The 17197-nt window shown below is 66.3% G+C and carries 14 protein-coding genes; 7 read left to right on the forward strand and 7 right to left on the reverse strand.

Features of this window, described 5'->3' with window-relative positions; translation table 11 throughout:
* Positions 1-380: 380 nt before the first annotated feature.
* Genes GGR45_RS18420 through GGR45_RS18430 form a run of 3 tightly spaced genes read right to left on the reverse strand, consistent with a single transcriptional unit; the run spans position 381 to position 1990 of the window.
* The gene (locus tag GGR45_RS18420) at positions 381-1160 is read right to left on the reverse strand and encodes a sulfite exporter TauE/SafE family protein (protein ID WP_175310421.1); all 780 of its coding nucleotides are present in this window, start codon (positions 1158-1160) and stop codon (positions 381-383) included.
* A 7-nt stretch (positions 1161-1167) separates the two neighbouring features.
* Positions 1168-1686 (reverse strand): rhodanese family protein, encoded by a 519-nt coding sequence (locus tag GGR45_RS18425; protein WP_175310420.1) that lies wholly within the window; start codon positions 1684-1686, stop codon positions 1168-1170.
* A 4-nt stretch (positions 1687-1690) separates the two neighbouring features.
* Positions 1691-1990, reverse strand: coding sequence for an ArsR/SmtB family transcription factor (locus GGR45_RS18430; RefSeq protein WP_246358316.1), 300 nt, complete (start codon positions 1988-1990; stop codon positions 1691-1693).
* An 86-nt stretch (positions 1991-2076) separates the two neighbouring features.
* Here GGR45_RS18430 and GGR45_RS18435 point away from each other — a divergent pair, with 86 nt between their 5' ends.
* Complete coding sequence (locus GGR45_RS18435) at positions 2077-2946, forward strand: MBL fold metallo-hydrolase (protein ID WP_175310418.1); 870 nt, start codon at positions 2077-2079, stop codon at positions 2944-2946.
* Between the two features lie 46 nt (positions 2947-2992).
* On the opposite strand, the gene chrA is transcribed toward GGR45_RS18435, so the two are convergent.
* A complete protein-coding gene (gene chrA / locus GGR45_RS18440; protein ID WP_175310417.1) occupies positions 2993-4201 on the reverse strand; it encodes a chromate efflux transporter in 1209 nt (402 codons plus the stop codon).
* Positions 4202-4626: 425 nt separating this feature from the next.
* On the opposite strand from chrA, the gene GGR45_RS18445 reads away from it, so the two are divergent.
* The 4 genes from GGR45_RS18445 (at position 4627) to GGR45_RS18460 (ending at position 10681) form a co-directional block, all read left to right on the forward strand.
* A complete protein-coding gene (locus tag GGR45_RS18445; RefSeq protein ID WP_175310416.1) occupies positions 4627-4914 on the forward strand; it encodes a hypothetical protein in 288 nt (95 codons plus the stop codon).
* Between the two features lie 123 nt (positions 4915-5037).
* Complete coding sequence (locus GGR45_RS18450; RefSeq protein ID WP_175310415.1) at positions 5038-6297, forward strand: TolC family protein; 1260 nt, start codon at positions 5038-5040, stop codon at positions 6295-6297.
* Positions 6294-7454 (forward strand): efflux RND transporter periplasmic adaptor subunit, encoded by a 1161-nt coding sequence (locus tag GGR45_RS18455; RefSeq protein ID WP_175310414.1) that lies wholly within the window; start codon positions 6294-6296, stop codon positions 7452-7454. Before GGR45_RS18450 ends, GGR45_RS18455 begins: the two co-directional genes overlap by 4 nt.
* Positions 7451-10681 (forward strand): efflux RND transporter permease subunit, encoded by a 3231-nt coding sequence (locus tag GGR45_RS18460; protein ID WP_175310413.1) that lies wholly within the window; start codon positions 7451-7453, stop codon positions 10679-10681. Before GGR45_RS18455 ends, GGR45_RS18460 begins: the two co-directional genes overlap by 4 nt.
* A 106-nt stretch (positions 10682-10787) precedes the next feature.
* Here the strand turns inward: GGR45_RS18460 and GGR45_RS18465 are convergent, their stop codons facing one another.
* From GGR45_RS18465 to GGR45_RS18475, 3 genes are all read right to left on the reverse strand, one after another.
* Positions 10788-14105 (reverse strand): PAS domain S-box protein, encoded by a 3318-nt coding sequence (locus GGR45_RS18465; protein ID WP_175310412.1) that lies wholly within the window; start codon positions 14103-14105, stop codon positions 10788-10790.
* A gap of 340 nt (positions 14106-14445) precedes the next feature.
* Positions 14446-14943: a cupin domain-containing protein gene (locus GGR45_RS18470; protein ID WP_175310411.1), complete on the reverse strand. Its 498-nt coding sequence runs from the start codon at positions 14941-14943 to the stop codon at positions 14446-14448.
* Between the two features lie 66 nt (positions 14944-15009).
* Positions 15010-16167 carry a YihY/virulence factor BrkB family protein gene (locus tag GGR45_RS18475; protein WP_175310410.1) on the reverse strand — a complete coding sequence of 386 codons (1158 nt, stop codon included), beginning with the start codon at positions 16165-16167 and terminating at the stop codon, positions 15010-15012.
* Positions 16168-16281: 114 nt separating this feature from the next.
* Here GGR45_RS18475 and GGR45_RS18480 point away from each other — a divergent pair, with 114 nt between their 5' ends.
* Complete coding sequence (locus GGR45_RS18480) at positions 16282-16749, forward strand: YaiI/YqxD family protein (protein WP_175310409.1); 468 nt, start codon at positions 16282-16284, stop codon at positions 16747-16749.
* A gap of 61 nt (positions 16750-16810) precedes the next feature.
* A complete protein-coding gene (locus GGR45_RS18485) occupies positions 16811-17107 on the forward strand; it encodes a hypothetical protein (protein WP_175310408.1) in 297 nt (98 codons plus the stop codon).
* The last annotated feature ends 90 nt before the right edge of the window (positions 17108-17197 follow it).

Consider the following 17197-nt stretch of genomic DNA (forward strand, 5'->3'; position numbering starts at 1 on the left):
GAAACATCCTCGGACCGGTATCTACGATCTTACAAGAAACTGCTACGGCATCTGCGGGGCAAGATGAGCCGTTGTCAGGTCCGCCGCTCCCTCAAGATGCGCGATCCGGCCCTGGCCGCGCGACGAAATACAAATATTCGAACCTCGGCGTCGCGCTGTTCGAGTGCCGCTTTCATGAAACAGCCGGGCCGACCGATGCGGTGACGCTGCGACAGAATGGGGGAGAATGGTCGCGCCTCGTTCGAATGCTCCATAAGCAACGCTTTTATCATGCGCTGCTACCCGGTCCGGCGATTGCCGTTCATAAAAGCTACGCTGGATGCACGTTTTGCGAAGCGGCCCGTTCGCAACTGACCGTCCGCTGCGGGAAATGGCGTCACCTAAATTGATGAGGCCGTGATGTAGGCCCCAATCGCGATCACCATGGCAGCAAAGCCCCGTTCGAGCAGGCCCTTGCGCGTGCCGAGAAGCTTGCCCAGCGCGATACCGGCGATCGTCCCGCCAACGCCGCCCGCCACCAGCAGCGCCGTCACGCCCCAATCGACCAACCCGGACAGTGCGTAGGAGGTAGCGGTTGTCAGCCCGAGTGCACTGACGACGACCAATGATGTGCCGATGGCAAAGGGCAGAGGCATGGCGGTCGCGACGACCAACCCCGGCACGATCAGGAATCCGCCCCCGATCCCGAAGAAGCCGGCGGCAAGCCCCACGCCCATCCCGATCGGAACCAGGCGTGGCAGCAGCGTCGCGGCGGTGTCGCGGGTGAGCCGCACGTTCGGCGCTTCCACCGTGCGGCGCTTGCGCAGCATTGAGAGACCGACGCCGATCATCACCAGTCCGAACAGGACGAGCAGCCGCTTCCCGTCAAAAGCCTTGCCCAGTTCGGCACCGAGTCCCGCGCCGATCATGCCCGACGCCGCGAACACACTGGCGCACCGCCACTTCACGCGACCGGCGCGAGCATGGCCGATCAGGCTGGCCAGCGCATTGGCCGTGACGGCGACGGCGGCGGTTCCGATCGCAGCGTGCGGTGATCGGATACCGACACCATAGATCAGGAGCGGCACGGCCAGGATCGACCCGCCCCCGCCCACCAGACCAAGGATCAAGCCGATCACGCCGCCGGATACGAGCGCGGCAAGGATGGTGGCGGTATCCATGATGGCCTCAGGCCGCCGCGCGCCGGTTCCATGGCATGACACGCAGCAGATTGGCCATGCCGCACCACCCGGTCACACCGGCGAACATCAGCCCCGCCCCCACAAACGCCGACAGGCCTAAGAAGGCCGGAGCGACGAACAGACCAAGCACCACGCCGATCAGCACCAGCGCGCCGGCGGTGATCTGCACTTGCCGCATGATCTCCAACGGCTTCGACCGATCGGTGACGATAGGCTGCCCTGCCTGCCGCCATGCATCGATTCCCCCTTCGAGGATATAGGCAGGTACGTCACCCGCGGCCGCGCCGAGCTGCCCCGCATGGGCGGCGGTGCGCATGCCCGATCTGCAATGGAAGACAACCGGGCGACCGTCACACCGAAGATCGACAATCCGATCGACCGGCACGTTGATCGCGCCAGGAATGCGCTCGCGTGCGTGTTCGTCGGCGCCGCGAATGTCGATCAGGCGCGCGCCGGCATCGATCGCGGCGCGGGTATCGGCCGGGGAAAGGGTGACAAGCGTCATCGCGTCAATCCTTGCAATAGAGTTGGTAGAGGGTGGCGAGCAGCGTTTCGACGCGGGCGTCCGCAATGGCGTACCAAAGCGTCTGGCTCTCGCGGCGATAGGTGACGAGGCCTTCGTCGCGCATCTTGGCCAAGTGCTGCGAACAGGCCGATTGCGACAGACCGACATCACGCGCCAGATCGCTGACCGTCACCTCGCCATGCTCGACGAGCTTGCACAGCAGCATCAACCGTCGCGCGTTACCGATCGCCTTCAGCGTGTCCGCAACCTGCCCGGCTTTCGCCTCGAAAGTTGCCAGATCCATCGGCGGTTTCAGCATCGCCCCTACTCCATTAGCTATTGCTTATGTAGCATCTTCTAATATATTAGCAAGCACTAACGGAGAAAATCATGACCCAGCCCTTTATCGAGGCGTTTTTCGACGAACCGTCCAACACGATCAGCTATCTGGTCGGTGATCCCGCGACGCGAACGGCGGCGGTGATCGATCCGGTGCTCGACTTCGACATGGCCAGCGGCATCGCCGATACGCGCTCGGCACAGCGCATCCTCGACTTCGCGCGCGAGCATGACTGGCGGATCGACATGGTGTTGGAAACGCATGCCCATGCCGACCATCTGTCGGCCGCGCCCTTCATCAAGGCGCATACCGGTGCCTGGGCCGGGATCGGCGCGCATATCCGCGACGTGCAGAAGATCTTCCGTCCCGTCTTCGCGATGGGCGATCTGAAAACCGACGGTTCCGACTTCGACCGGCTGTTCGAGGACGGCGACCGCTTCGCGATTGGCGCACTGGAGGTCCAGGTACTGCATGTTCCCGGCCACACCCCGGCCGATGTCGCCTATGTGATCGGCGATGCGTCGTTCATCGGCGATACGCTGTTCATGCCCGACCATGGCACCGCCCGGGCCGACTTCCCCGGCGGCGACGCCCGCACGCTCTTTCGCTCGATCCGCCGCCTGCTCGCGCTGCCTGACGCGACCCGACTATTCTTGTGTCACGATTACAAGGCACCGGGCCGCGACGATTACCGATGGGAGACGACGGTAGGCGAGCAGCGCCGGTCGAACGGCCATGTTCATGACGGCGTGAGCGAGGATGAATTCGTCACCATGCGGGAGCAGCGCGACGCCAGCCTATCCGTGCCCAAGTTGCTCCTGCCGTCGATTCAGGTCAACATCCGTGCGGGCCGCTTTCATGAGGCGGAGTCGAACGGCGTCACCTACCTCCGTATCCCGGTGAAGTGGAAGGCGGATTGAGGATCGTCGCGCTTCGCCATCGCTTGCGAGATGTCGCCTCTGACTATCAAGCCAGTGTGGCCCCTACCGCCGAAAAGCCGACCATCGCCACAACGAGCGTGATCGGAGGGATATGCCAGCGCATCAGCGCGACCAGCCCCGCACCGACGGCGGCCACGTCCGCCAACGATCCTATGCCGGTGGTCCAGAGCGGATCATAGAGCGCCGTCGCCAATATGCCGACCACCGCGGCGTTCACGCCCGCCACGATCGATCGCGTGACGGGATTGTGCCGCAGGTGCGACCAGAATGGCAGGATGCCGATGACGATCAGGAGGCCGGGCAGAAAAACGCCAAGGATCGCCGGAAGCGCGCCCCATGCGCCACCGGCTGCGATCGGGCCAAGATATCCGGCGATCGCGAACAAGGGGCCAGGGAGCGCCTGCGCCGCGCCGTAGCCGGCCAGAAACTGGTCGTCCGTCATCAGGCCCGTCGGGACGAGCTCGGCACGCAAAAGCGGCAGCACGACATGGCCGCCCCCGAACACAAGCGCGCCAGCTCGGTAGAAGATATCGAAGAGGTTCCATCCCGGTTCGCCGAGCGCTGCACTCATGACCGGCAACGAAAACAGCAGCGCCCCGAACAGCGTCAGGCTGGTCATCCCCACGCGACGGGAAACCCGGGTCGGAAGGCCCTCGGCCGGAGAGGCCGCCAGATCGCGACACAAGAACAGTCCAGCTACTCCGCCGATGACAATGGCGGCGACCTGCCCGGTGGCACCGCCCCAAAGGCCGAGGACGAGGGCTGCGGCTACGGCGATCGTCACGCGTCGGAGATCGGGCGTCAACGACCGCGCCATTCCCCATACCGCCTGGGCAACGATGACGATCGCGACCAGCTTGAGCCCATGAATGGCGGCGGCGGCGACGCCACCTTGCAGCCGCGATGCGCCGGACGCCACGGCCAGCATGAGCAGCGCAGACGGCAAGGTGAACGCCGTCCATGCCGCGATCGCGCCGAGCGGGCCAGCGCGCGCAAGGCCCAGGACGAAACCGGTCTGGCTGGAGGCCGGGCCGGGCAGAAACTGGCACAATGCCACCAGCTCGGCATAGGCATCCTCGCTGACCCACTTGCGGCGTAGCACCAGTTCGTCGCGGAAATAGCCGAGATGGGCGATCGGTCCGCCGAACGAGGTGAGACCGAGCTTGAGGAAGGCGAGAAACACCTCCCCGACCCGGCCCGTGTCAGGCGATGTCGTCTCCCGATCGGCGTTCATGCCCATGCCCTTCCCCCGTTTACCGAACAGCCCACGTGCCTTTCCGCGCGCGATGGCCAGAGCCCCTGTACCGCCGATTCTGCCACGGCATATAGGTGTGCTGGGCGAACGGGCGTCCGTGGCCATCAGCCGATCAGCGCGATCGAACCACACCGACCACTTCCCCTACTCCCCCACGTCGCCGCCTGTCCCGGCGCCACGCATACCGCGTTACCTATTCCGCTGGCACCCAAAGGGGAACGGTGCTTGGCGACTATCATCCCTTCCCGGTTTCGCCTGTCGCGATGCATCACGGGTGAAGTGGCGGGATGGTCGACAACATAGACGGACTGGCAGGAATGGACGGCCTATCGTGCCGGACGGTGCCGGCCACGGATGTCCCCGTGTCATAGGCGCGACCAAGCCGCTTGCTCGGGGTCGGCTCCATGTCTATCCTGTCCACCATGGCGAGGCGTCATTCCCGATCCGCCGTTCTGGGCGCCCTGCTGGCTTTGCTGGCGGTCTTCGGCCTGATCGGGCTGTCGGGATGGCATGACGCGGTGGTGCATGACGAAGATCCCGTCCATGTCGTGTCGGTGGTCCACAATCACGCCGGATCGAAAAGCGATCCGGACGCGCCCATCCATCTGCTTGCCCATTCGATCGGCCAATGGGTCGATTATGGCGGGGCCATCCCCACCCCGCACCTGATCCCCATCGCCGACCGGCGCTAGGCGATCGCAAATTACGACCTGCCCGGCGGCCTTGATCCCGCCGCCCTGCTGCGACCGCCGCGCCGCTGAGCCCCGTCTGGCGCCAGCGCGCCGACAAGCTCCATCGTAGCAGGAACAAAAGATATGAACGGCTCCATTCGCCGGTCGCGCACCCTTGCGCTGGCCGGAACGCTGGCGGTGCTATACCCCGCCGGTGCGATATGGGCGCGGACCGCGCCCCCCTTTGCACAGCTCTTGCGCGAAGCCCGCGAGGCGCCACGCATTACGGCGCTCGACGCCGATGTGGATCAGGCGCTTGGCAAAGCCGAACAGGCTCGCGCGCGACCCAATCCCTCGATCAATCTCTATGGCGAGAATTTCGTCGGCGACCTGCGCCGTAACGCTCGCGACCAGCAGCAGACGACGCTTCAGATCGATCAGCCGATCGAGCTGGGGGGCAAGCGCGCGGCACGGATCGCCGCCGGGGATGCGGGTGTCGCGGTGGCGCAGGCACGCGGAATCGAAGGGCGCCTGGCCTTTGCGGCCGAACTGGCGCGCGCCTATGCCGCGGCCGAGATCGCCGACCGCCGCATCGCGCTGGCCGAGGATGAGGTCCAGGAGGCCACCGATGTGCTGAAGGTCGCGCGTGCGCTGGTCGCGGCGGGCAAGGAGGCGCGGCTGCGTCAGGTTCAGGCCGAGGCCGAGCTGCACACGATGGAATCGGATCTTGAAGTTGCCCGCGCACAAAGGGTCGGCGCGCTCGCCAGGCTGGCCGCGATGGCGGGCTCGCCCACGCCCTATACGGGGCTGGCCGAATCGCTGATCGACCGGATGAACGCGCGTCCAGCCAGCGGCCCGGTCGACCCCATGCAGAGCGCGGCCGTCCGGCTGGCCCAGGCCGAGCGCGAGGCTGCCGCCCGCGCGCTCACCGTGCAGCAAAGGAGCGCGACACCCGACATCACGGCGCAACTCGGCGTGCGCCAGTTGCGGGTCGCAAACGGCCCCGCCGTCGTCGCGGGCGTCACCGTTCCGCTGCCGGTGTTCGATCGCAACCGGGGCAATATCGCCGCCGCCCAGGCCGAGTTGCAGGGCATGGAGGCGCGCGCCGCCGCCGCGCGGCTCGAAGCGGAGGCAGGAACTCGCGCCGCCCGCGCCCTGATCGCTGCAACCGATGCGCGCGGCGAGGCGGCGCGACGGACGCTCTCCACCGCCGAGGAAGCCTATCGGTTGGCACGGATCGCCTATGAAGCGGGCAAGGCACCGCTGATCGAGCTGCTGTCCGCCCGGCACAATCTTGGCGCCGCGCGCAGCGTTATTCTGGACGCCGACATGGCGCGCTTCGATGCGCGTACCACGCTCGCTCGCCTCGCGGGCCTCAGCATCGCCGGAGAACCGGTCCAATGATCGCCAAACATCGTCTTTACGCGGGTGCAGCACTGGGCCTCGCGGCGGCCGCCTTCGGCTTCGGCGTGGCGCGTCTGACCCAGCCCGACGCGCCTGCCGCGCACGTCGCCGCCCCGCCGGCCGCCGAGACAGGCCCCCGCGACGCGCTGACCATCTCGCCGCAAGCCATCGCCGCTTCGCAGATCGGCGTCGCCGCCGCCGGAACGGGTACGTTGGACCGCGCCATCATCGCGGCCGCGACCGTTCAGGCCACGCCCGATGCCGACGCGGTGCTGACCGCGCGCGCGCCGGGGACCATCACGCGCATCCTCGTCCGCATGGGCGATACGGTACGCGCCGGACAGACGCTGGCGCTGATCGAGAGCCGCGACGCCTCGCAGATCACGGCGGACCGCGCCGCCGCCGCCGCCCGGGTAGGGCTGGCCCGGCGGCAACTGGAGCGCGAGCGCGGATTGCTGGCGCAAGGCGTGTCGCCCCGCGCCGATTTCGACGCCGCGCGAGCCAATCTGTCGGTGGCCCAGGCCGATGCCCTTCGCGCGACCGCAGCGGCGGGCGCGGTACGCGTGACCGGCGATGGCCGCTTCGTCGCTGTCACCAGTCCGATCTCCGGGCGCCTGACGATGACCGCCGCGCGGCTCGGTCAATATGTCGCGGCCGAGACCGATCTTTTCCACGTCGCTGATCCCCGCCGCCTGGAGATCACTGCCGCCGTGCCGCCGGGTGAGGCCGCGCGCATCCGGAGCGGCGACCGGGTTCAGCTGATCGTTCGCGATGGACAGACCATCGCGGGCCGGGTCCGTGCTGCGACTGGCGTTGTCGATCCGCAGTCGCGCACCGCGACCGTCATCGTCACGCCGTCCGCCTCGGGCAGCGCGCTGGCTCCCGGACAAATGGTCCAAGCGCGCATCTTCGCCAGTGGCGGCGTCGCGCATGATGGCGTCTTGGTCCCGCAGGATGCGGTCCAGACGCTGGGCGGGCGCGACGTGGTCTTCCTCCGCACGGCCGGGGGCTTCCAGGCGAAGCCGGTGCAGATCGCGGGCCGGTCAGGCGGGACGGTCGCGATCGCGGACGGCATTAAGGCGGGGACGCGGATCGCCACGCGCAACGCCTTTCTGATCAAGGCCGAGCTCGAAAAGGATATGGGAGGCGAGGAATGATCGCCGCCATCCTGTCCGGCTCGGTCCGGCTGCGCTGGCTGGTCGCGGTCCTGACGCTCGCCATCGCCGCGTTCGGTGCGTGGCAGACAACCCGGCTGCCGATCGACGCGGTGCCCGACGTCACCAATCGTCAGGTGCAGGTCAGCACCTTCGTCCCCTCGCTGGGACCGGTCGACGTCGAGAAGCAGGTCACCTACCCCATCGAAACCGCGCTGGCGGGCATTCCGGGGCTGGAGATGACCCGCTCGCTGTCGCGCAACGGCTTCAGCCAGGTGACGGCGGTGTTCACCGACTCCACCAGCATCTATTTCGCGCGGCAGCAGATCACCGAACGGATCGCCCAGGCAAGGGACAGCCTGCCCGCCGGGGCGCGGCCCAATCTGGGGCCGCTGAGCACGGGGCTGGGCGAAATCTTCTTCTACTCCATCGCCTTTCGCCATCCTGACGGACGCGGCGCGGCCCGGGTCGACGGCAAGCCGGGCTGGCAAAGCGACGGCAGTTATATGACGCCCGAGGGCGAGCGGCTGACCACCGAGCTGGCCAAGGCGGCGTATCTGCGCACGGTCCAGGACTGGATCATCCGGCCGCAGATGCGCACCGTGAAAGGGGTGGCTGGCGTCGATTCCAACGGCGGCTACGTCAAACAATATCTGATCGAGCCCGATCTGGCGGCGCTCGCCTCCCACGGCATCTCGATGACCGAACTGGCCGACGCGGTGGAGCGCGCCAATGTCTCGGCCGGGGCCAATTATGTCCGCCGCGCGGGCGAAAGCTTTCTGGTGCGGGCCGATGCACGGCTGAAGTCGATCGAGGACATTCAGGACGCCGTCGTAGCCACCCGAAATGCCGTACCCGTCCGGGTACGCGATCTTGGCCAGGTGACGATCGGCGGCGCGGTCCGCACCGGCTCCGGCAGCCGCATGGGGTCGGAGGCGGTCATCTCCACGGTGCTGATGCTCATGGGAGAGAATAGCCGCGTCGTGTCGACCGCGGTCGCCGACAAGCTGGTACAGGTCAATCGCACCTTGCCCCCCGACGTCTTTGCCGAGCCGGTCTATAACCGGTCGAAGCTGGTCAACGCGACCATCGCCACGGTCCGGAAAAATCTGGTCGAGGGTGCATTGCTGGTCATCGTGGTGCTCTTCCTGTTGCTCGGCAATGTCCGCGCGGCGCTGATCACTGCGGCCGTCATCCCGATCACCATGGTGATGACCGCGGCCGGGATGAACGTGCTGGGCGTCTCCGGCAATCTGATGAGCCTGGGGGCGCTCGACTTCGGGTTGATCGTCGACGGGGCAGTCATCATCGTCGAGAATGCATTGCGCCACCTCGCCGAGCGCCAGCATGTCCAGGGAAGGCTGTTGAGCCTTGCGGAACGGCTGGAGACCACCGCCGCCTCGGCACGCGAGATGATCCGCCCCACCGTCTATGGCCAGGCGATCATCTTCCTGGCTTTCATGCCGCTTCTCACCTTCCAGGGGGTGGAGGGCAAGACCTTCGCCCCCATGGCGATCACCCTGATGATCGCGCTCGCCTGCGCCTTCACCCTGTCATTGACCTTCGTGCCCGCCATGATCGCGATCCTGATCAAGGGCCGGGTGGACGAGACGGAGGTCCGGCCGATCCGTTGGTTCAAGGCGCGTTATCGACCTGTTCTGACCCGCGCCATCGCCCGACCCCGTCCGGTTATCCTGGGAGGGGTCGCGCTATTCGCGGTCGCGATCCTCGGCTTTGGGCTGCTCGGCGAGGAGTTCATGCCACAGCTGGACGAGAAGGACATTACCATCACCAATTTCCGCGTTCCCTCCGCCTCGATCGACCAGTCGACGCAGATGCAGATGTGGATCGAGAATGCACTCAAGACGCTGCCCGAAGTGGCGCTGGTCTTTTCCAAGAACGGCAATGCCGATCTGGGCACCGACCCGATGCCGCCCAACGCCTCCGACACCTATGTCATTCCCAAGCCCGAGAGCGAATGGCCCGCCGAGGTGCGGACCAAGGCCGACATCGTCCGTCGGATCGAAGAGCGGATGAAACAGGTGATCGGCAACCGGACCGAAATCCAGCAGCCGATCCAGATGCGCTTCAACGAACTGATCGCGGGCGTCCGCGCCGATGTCGCGATCAAGCTCTATGGCGACGACCTCGACGCCATGGGCATCGAGGCGCAGAAGATCGCCGATGCCGTGCGTACCATTCCCGGCGCGGCGGATGTCGGCGTGGAGCAGACCGGTGGCGCGCCGACCTTCGACGTCCGGATCGACCGGCAGGCCGCGGGTCGGCTGGGCCTGTCGGTCGACACGATCGCCGCTACCGTCGCCGCGGCGCTGGGCGGGCGCGAGGCCGGGCTTTTGTTCGAAGGGGATCGTCGGTTCGACGTGGTCGTCCGCCTGCCCGATGTCCAGCGCGACGATATCGACACGTTGGGCACCATCCCGGTGATGCTTCCCGCCGCCGAGGGACAAACCGCGCGCTCGGTGCCGCTGCGTGAGGTGGCGAGCTTTCACTACACCCAGGGGCTGAACCAGATCAGCCGTGAGAACGGCAAGCGGATGATGACCGTCCAGGTCAATGTCCGGGGCCGCGATTTGGGCGGCTTTGTCCAGGAGGCGAAGGCCCGGATTGCGCGCTTGGCGCTGCCGCCGGGCATGTATACCGACTGGGGCGGCACCTTTCAGAGCCTGCAATCGGCCCGGCTTCGGCTGATGCTGGTGGTACCGATCTGCTTCCTGGCCATCTATGCACTGCTGTTCATGGCGCTGGGCGGCTTCATCCCGGCGCTCATCGTGTTCTCGGCGGTGCCGATGGCGCTGGCGGGGGGCGTCTTTGCGCTCCTGTTGCGAGGCATCCCCTTCTCGATCACCGCGGCGGTCGGCTTCATCGCGTTGTCGGGTGTGGCGGTGCTGAACGGGCTGGTGATGATGAGCGCCATCGCCCGCCACCGCGCAATGGGGGTGGACGACGATCGCGCCATCGCTGACGGAGCGATGGAGCGGGTGCGCCCCGTTTTGATGACCGCGCTGGTCGCCTCGCTGGGTTTCGTGCCGATGGCGCTGGCGACCGGCACGGGGGCGGAGGTCCAGCGGCCGCTCGCAACGGTGGTCATCGGCGGGCTGATCACCTCGACCGCGCTGACCCTGGTCGTGCTACCGGCGATCACCGCCTGGGCCTCGCGCTGGACGAAGACGCAGCGTCGCGCCCACCCGGAGGCGCCGCTCGACAGCTAAGCCCCGGCCCGCCCCCGGTCCGATCCGGGGGCGGCCCCATGCCATCGCAGCGGTTCCTCATGGCTTTCGATATGATGCCGCACAGGTTGGGACGGATCGCCGTCGCTCAGGCGGATTCTACGGGGCCGGCGGACGGTTCCAGTATCTCCACGATCTTGTTGCCGAGCTCGGTCATGACGAATGGTTTGGTCATGACGGCCATGCCCGGCGCCAGGTGTCCGTTGCCGACTGCCGCATTTTCGGCAAAGCCGGTCACAAAGAGGATCTTCAGATCAGGGCGAATGTCCCGCGCCGCATCGGCGACCTGCCGCCCGTTCATTCCGCCCGGCAGGCCGACATCGGTGATCAGCAGATCGATCGGGATGGCGGATTGGAGGATTTTCATGCCGGACGGGCCGTCCTCGGCCTCCACGGCGGTATAGCCGGCCTCTTGCAGGACTTCGACGATCAACATCCGGACCGTCGCTTCGTCATCGATAACGAGCACCGTTCGCCCGGTGCCATCGTCCACGATCGCCTCGTCCGGCACCTGATCGTCGCCGACTTCGCCAAGGTAGCGCGGCAGATACAGGCACATCGTCGTCCCGTGCCCCGCTTCGGAATAGACCCGCACCTGGCCGCCCGACTGCCGCACAAAGCCATGGATCATCGACAGGCCGAGGCCTGTGCCCTGCCCTATTGGCTTGGTGGTGAAAAACGGATCGAAAATGCGGTCGATGAGATCCCTGGGAATGCCGGTGCCGCTGTCGGTGACGCAGATCGACAGATACTGGCCGGGCGGTAACTGCCGTTCGCGCCCACCGCGATCATCAAGCCATTTGTTGGCGGTTTCGATCGTCAGCCGGCCACCGGTCGGCATGGCATCCCTTGCATTGATCGCCAGATTGAGCAGCGCGCTTTCGAGCTGCGCGGCATCGACCCTGGCTGGCCAGAGACCACCGGCTCCCACGACCTCGACCCTGATGGCCGGCCCGACCGTGCGGCGAATCAGGTCCTCCATGCCGAACACCAGCCGGTTGACGTCGGTCGGCTTGGGGTCGAGCGTTTGCCGCCGGGAAAAGGCGAGCAGCCGCTGGGTCAGCGCGGCGGCGCGCTGCGCCGATGTCTGAGCGCCGCTGATGAAACGATCCAGGCCATCGACGCGGCCGGTCGACAGGCGACGCTCGATAATCTCCAAGCTGCCGATGATGCCGGCAAGCAGATTGTTGAAATCATGGGCGATGCCGCCTGTGAGCTGGCCGACCGCTTCCATTTTCTGTGCCTGGCGCAACTGTTCCTCCGCCTCGGCGAGACGGGCCTGGTCGCGCAGCCGGTCCGAAACGTCGACCGCATATTGGAACGCGCCGACGAAATGGCCCATGCGATCATGCAAGGCGTTGAAGCGCAGTTCATAATAGGGGCGAGCGCGGTTGGCGTCGCCAAATTCCTCGACGATCGAGAAATTCTCGCCCGCCAGCGCTCGGCGCCAGATGGCCAGAACAGGCTCGCAATGCTCGGGCATCTGGCGCATCAGCCCGGGCAGATGATCGCCGACCTTGGGTCGAATGCCGAAGATTCGTTCAAATTCCTCGGCATAGGCGGCGTTCAGCGCGAGATAGCGGAATTCGGAAGACACCACCGCGATCAATGCGTCGGTATTCTCGATGACGTCGGCCCACAGCTTGCGCTCGGCGACGGCCTCTTCAACGCGCAGTTCGAGTGTGTCATTGACCTCGCGCAGTTGCAGTTCCGCCTGCCGCCGGGCGCTGACATCGTTGAACAGGATCGCGATCCTGTTCGCGTCCGGCTGTCCGACCCGCAACGCATGGACGTCGAACCAGCGGCCCATCGCGTCCGATCCGCTTTCGAAACGGATGGCCTCGCCGCTGCGGGCGACCTGACCATAGCGATCGAACCACGACTGCTCGAGTTCGGGAACGAGCTCCCGCGCGCTGCGGCCCGTGGCATGGAACAGGCCGGTCTGTTTCTGGAATGCCGGATTGGCTTCGATAAAGCGGTAGTCGACGGCGCGGTCGCCATCGAACTGTATCTCGGCAATGCAGAACCCGACCTCGATCGACTCGAACAGGGTGCGATAGCGTTCCTCGCTGATCCGCAATGCGTTCTCGGCTTCGCGCCGCTCGTTGATGTCGATGACCGAGCCGATATAGCCCAGAAACTCGCCATCCGCGCCGAAGCGCGGCGACGCGGCATCGATCGCCCAGCGATAGGTGCCGTCATGGTGGCGCAGCCGATATTCCAGCCGGAACGCCTCGGCCGTGGCATTGGCGGCCAGAAACATCTCGCCCGACCAGCCCCGATCGTCGGGATGAACCGCGTCCAGCCAGCCCAGGCCATGCGCCGCGTCCTCGCTCTGTCCGGTGAACTCATACCAGGCGCGGTTGAGATAGGTACACTGGCCCCCCGCATCGGTGACCCACATCATGACGGGCGCATGATCGGCCATGTTGCGGAACCGCGCCTCGGACTCGCGCAACGCGGCGTCACGCGCACGGCTGGCGGTGATGTCGCGCGCCTCGATGATCGTACCCACCGGCTGGCCGCGATCGTCGAGCAGCGGGCTGGCGGTGAAGCGCACCGGATAGAAGCTACCATCCAACCGGACGAACAACTCCTCGCCATCCATTTGCGCGCGTTCGGGAAAGGCCCGGTCGATCGGACATTCCTCCAACGGGTAATGCGATCCGTCGGGCCGGGTGTGATGCACCACGTCATGCAGCGGCCGCCCCGTCATCTGGGCCAGCGAATAGCCGGTCAGCGTCTCTGCCGCGGCGTTCGCATAAACGCAGTGCTGATGCTCATCCATCAGGAACACGGCCATGCGCGTATTGTTGAGGACGGCGTCGAGGCGGCGTTCGCTGTCGCGATGGGCCTGGTCCGCCGCGGTGCGTCCGGCGATCTCTGCCTCCAGACGCCGCGCGCGTTCCTCGCGCATCGCGATCTCGTACCGCAGATCCAGCTGCGTCATGACCTGGCGTGCCAGCAGGCGCAGGGCGAAGCGCTGTTGCTCGGTGACGCCGTCGGAGCGCGCTTGGGTATCCAGCACGCTCAGCGTGCCGATCGGCAGCCCCTCGGACGTCTCCAGCAGCGCCCCCGCGTAGAAGCGGAGCCCGGGATCGTCGACGACGAGGGGATGGTGGCTGAACCGTTCGTCTTCCACCATGTCGGGTATAATGAACACGTCGGGCTGAAGGATCGCGTGCCGAAACAGCGATGCGGCGGGCGGCAGGGTATCCGTCCCGATCCCGATCTCGGCCTTGAACCACTGCCGGTCGGTTGCAACGAAGGTGATGACGGCGATCGGCGCCTCGAACAAATCGGCGACCAGGCGGACCACGTCGTCGAAGGCGGCCTCCCGGCCTGTGTCGAGAATGGCGTAGCGGTCGAGCGCTGCCAGGCGGGCCGTTTCGTTCCAGGGCGGCAAAGGCCCCTGATCATGCGATGGTGTCACTGGTATCGGAGCCTGATTATCGGTACGCGCTTCACTTCGACCGCGCCATATCGGTCGGCCACACTCAACGCCTAACCCGTTGATTTGATGCAGCGCCGCAGGAAATCATTGGGACGGTACGCGGACTGCCCGAGCGGGCGGGAGGGAGAGGCTGAGACGCGGTCCTTGACCTCCTCGGCGGCTTCCGCTCTTCAGAAAGCGTCTGTGGGACGCTTCGGTCATTAACCGTTAGGCTGGCCCCCTAATCCATTTCCATTGATGTGGATCCTGGACAGAAAGGAACGCCGCAGGGGCTACACAGCCTATAGAGCCGTCATCGGCTGACGGGCAGTTTCGTGCCGAGGAGCACCAGGCGATCGCCCGTGACCCCGAACCAGTGGGGCACCCCTGCGGGAAGGAGCAGGACGTCACCGGGCCGAAGCGGCCGCGTCGTGCCGCCGTCGATCCGCTCTCCCTCCACGAGATTGGCCGCCCGCGTGACCGGCGCGACCAATGTTCCGCCCGTCACCAGCGTACCGGCCCCCTCCAGCACGACGACATATTCCGCTTCTGTCGGATGCATCGCTGGTCGGCCGGGCTTCTTCCAGATCTCGATGGCCACGACCCGCGGGCCATCCTGGACCAGCGGACGCCATGCGAACCCCTGACCGGGCTTCATGTCCGCGAGCATCGCCGCCACCTGTGCGCGAACCGCATCGCCGCTTGCGAAATCATGGCCGCCTGACGGCGCCAGTGTGCTGGCTTGCGATGCCGCTCCGCAAAGAAGCGCCGATGTCACCACAACCGCCACGTTCCCGCTGAAAAACCGCATCTGAAACCTGCTCCGCCAAAGACCTGGTTGTGGCATCGCCCCGCCTCGACGACAACAACTACGAGGCTATGCCTCTGATTTCGGCCGCTTCTGCCAGGCCGCAAGCGCCGCCATCGTGATCGCGAGGACACCGAGGGGACGCCCCCTGCGCAACAAGGCGAAGCCGATGGTCGCGACGGTTCCGCTACCGGCCAGCACCACTGCGGTGCCAAGCGGTTCAATCCGCCCGGACAAAGCCTCCGCCTGTGGCCGGGTGGTCGATGACATGGAATGCTTCTCTCGCGCACGCACGGAAGTGGGCGCGTCGCCCTTGACCTGGCGTTCCAGCTCGGCATTCAGTTCCGCGCCCATCAGGAAGACATAGGCGCTGAGCCAGAGCCATGTCAGGGTCACGATGACGGCGCTCAGCGAGCCATATGTCGCCCCGTAATTGCCGAAATGCGAGACATAGAAGCCGAACGCGGCTGTGCCGGCCAGCCACAGCAGCGTCGCGCCGACCGACCCGGGGGACAGCCACACCCATCGCGGTTGCCGCTGGTCCGGTCCATAGCGGAACAGCATCGCGGCCGCTGTCACGACGAACATCGCCAGCAGCAGATAGCCCCCCAGCCTCACCGCCACCAGCACCACTCCGGGCGCACCGGGGATGAGCCCGTCGAGAAACGCCAGCAGCATGGTCGTACCCATCGCGACGAAGATCAGCAGGACGCCACCGGCGACGATCGCGAATTGCAACAGGTTCAGCCGGACAAAGCCCCGCGTCTCTCGGGTATCATAGGCAACGTTCAGCCCCGTGACGATGGCGGAGGACCCCTTGGTCGCCCCGTACCAGGCCAGAGCCAGCGCAATAACCAGCCCGGTCCCCTGCTTGTCCTTCGCGCTCTCCACGACCGTCAGCAACTGATCCGTGATGATCGAGGCGGCGTCACGCGGCAGCGATGCGAAGACAGCCTCGACATTATGCTGCACCGTCTCCGCATCGGCGAACAGTCCGTAGCTCAGCACGACGGCGCCCAGCGTCGGGACGATCGCGGCAAAGACATAGAAGGCAATACCAGCGGCGATGATGCCGATATTGTCGTCGCCCATCTCCTTCCAGGTTCGTTTGACGACGGCCAGCCAACCCCGGGGAGGCACCTGAAGCGGCGAACGCGCGCCTTCGCCAGCACGCTGATCGGTTGCTCCTTCGCCTGCCGCGGCCCCCTGCCCCATCCTGTCATCCATTTGCTTTCCCTTCGGAAAAGGCAAACTCGCGCTGGGCCGGATCGGTCCCCGGGGGAGGCAGGCGCGGCTTCCATAACATTGCGCTTCGGTCTGCAACCATGGCATGGCCCGGCCGTGGAGCATCGCCCCTATATCCTTGTGGACGCCGACGCCTGCCCGGTGAAGGACGAAATCTACCGCGTCGCTTACCGCCTGGACGTCCCGGTGACGGTGGTGAGCAACGCGCGGCTCCGCGTGCCGGACCACCCGCTGATCACGCGCATGGTGGTCGGCGATGCCTTCGACGCCGCCGACGACTGGATTGCCGAACGCGTCGACCGAATGGCGATCGTCATCACCGCCGACATCCTGCTTGCCGACCGTTGCATCAAGGCGGGCGCGGCGGTGATCGCGCCGAACGGCAGGCCCTTTACCACCAGCTCGATCGGCAGCGCGGTCGCCGTGCGAGCCATCATGGCCGACCTGCGGGCGGGAGGTGATCGCGTCGGCGGACCACCCCCGTTCGGTAAGGAGGATCGGTCACGCTTTCTCTCGGCGCTGGACGCCGCATTGATGCGGGCTTTTCGCCAGGCGAAGCCGTAACGATCACTGCAAGGCGGGTACGGCTTGATCTGCCGGGCGGAGGCCGACTACGACCGCGACCATGAAGTCCTTTGCTCCCGCCCTCCGTCGGCTGCCCGTCGCCATCGTCCTGTCTGCGGCTATCGTAGCCCCGTCAACCGCGGCGATGGCGCAGGTCGGAAAGTCGACAAATGCCCCGGCCCCGAAGCCCATGCCGGACGCCGGCATCATTCCCTTGCCGCTGACGCCCATCGTGCCGGCGTCGCAGCGTTCGTGCACCACGCAAACTCCGTCCGGGCTCGGCTATACGGTGCTGCGCCCCGCGAGCGGACCCAAGCCCGGCGCGGATGCGACGGTGCTCGTCAACTATATCGGCTAGGGTCAGGACTCGTTGATCAAAGCCAGAAGATGATGGTGGCAGCGAGGGCGACGGCGGAGAAGAAGGCGGTTGGGCACCGATCGTAGCGGG

The organism is Sphingomonas zeae (assembly GCF_014197135.1).
Lineage (GTDB): Bacteria > Pseudomonadota > Alphaproteobacteria > Sphingomonadales > Sphingomonadaceae > Sphingomonas > Sphingomonas zeae.

What these genes read in the sequence shown, in the direction of transcription:
- GGR45_RS18430 (WP_246358316.1), bottom strand. Translation starts at nt 1,990, where the DNA reads ATGGATCTGGCAACTTTCGAGGCGAAAGCCGGGCAGGTTGCGGACACG.
- chrA (WP_175310417.1), bottom strand. Translation starts at nt 4,201, where the DNA reads ATGAACGCCGATCGGGAGACGACATCGCCTGACACGGGCCGGGTCGGG.
- GGR45_RS18475 (WP_175310410.1), bottom strand. Translation starts at nt 16,167, where the DNA reads ATGGATGACAGGATGGGGCAGGGGGCCGCGGCAGGCGAAGGAGCAACC.
- GGR45_RS18435 (WP_175310418.1), top strand. Translation starts at nt 2,077, where the DNA reads ATGACCCAGCCCTTTATCGAGGCGTTTTTCGACGAACCGTCCAACACG.
- GGR45_RS18485 (WP_175310408.1), top strand. Translation starts at nt 16,811, where the DNA reads ATGAAGTCCTTTGCTCCCGCCCTCCGTCGGCTGCCCGTCGCCATCGTC.
- GGR45_RS18445 (WP_175310416.1), top strand. Translation starts at nt 4,627, where the DNA reads ATGTCTATCCTGTCCACCATGGCGAGGCGTCATTCCCGATCCGCCGTT.
- GGR45_RS18460 (WP_175310413.1), top strand. Translation starts at nt 7,451, where the DNA reads ATGATCGCCGCCATCCTGTCCGGCTCGGTCCGGCTGCGCTGGCTGGTC.
- GGR45_RS18420 (WP_175310421.1), bottom strand. Translation starts at nt 1,160, where the DNA reads ATGGATACCGCCACCATCCTTGCCGCGCTCGTATCCGGCGGCGTGATC.
- GGR45_RS18425 (WP_175310420.1), bottom strand. Translation starts at nt 1,686, where the DNA reads ATGACGCTTGTCACCCTTTCCCCGGCCGATACCCGCGCCGCGATCGAT.
- GGR45_RS18455 (WP_175310414.1), top strand. Translation starts at nt 6,294, where the DNA reads ATGATCGCCAAACATCGTCTTTACGCGGGTGCAGCACTGGGCCTCGCG.
- GGR45_RS18470 (WP_175310411.1), bottom strand. Translation starts at nt 14,943, where the DNA reads ATGCGGTTTTTCAGCGGGAACGTGGCGGTTGTGGTGACATCGGCGCTT.
- GGR45_RS18450 (WP_175310415.1), top strand. Translation starts at nt 5,038, where the DNA reads ATGAACGGCTCCATTCGCCGGTCGCGCACCCTTGCGCTGGCCGGAACG.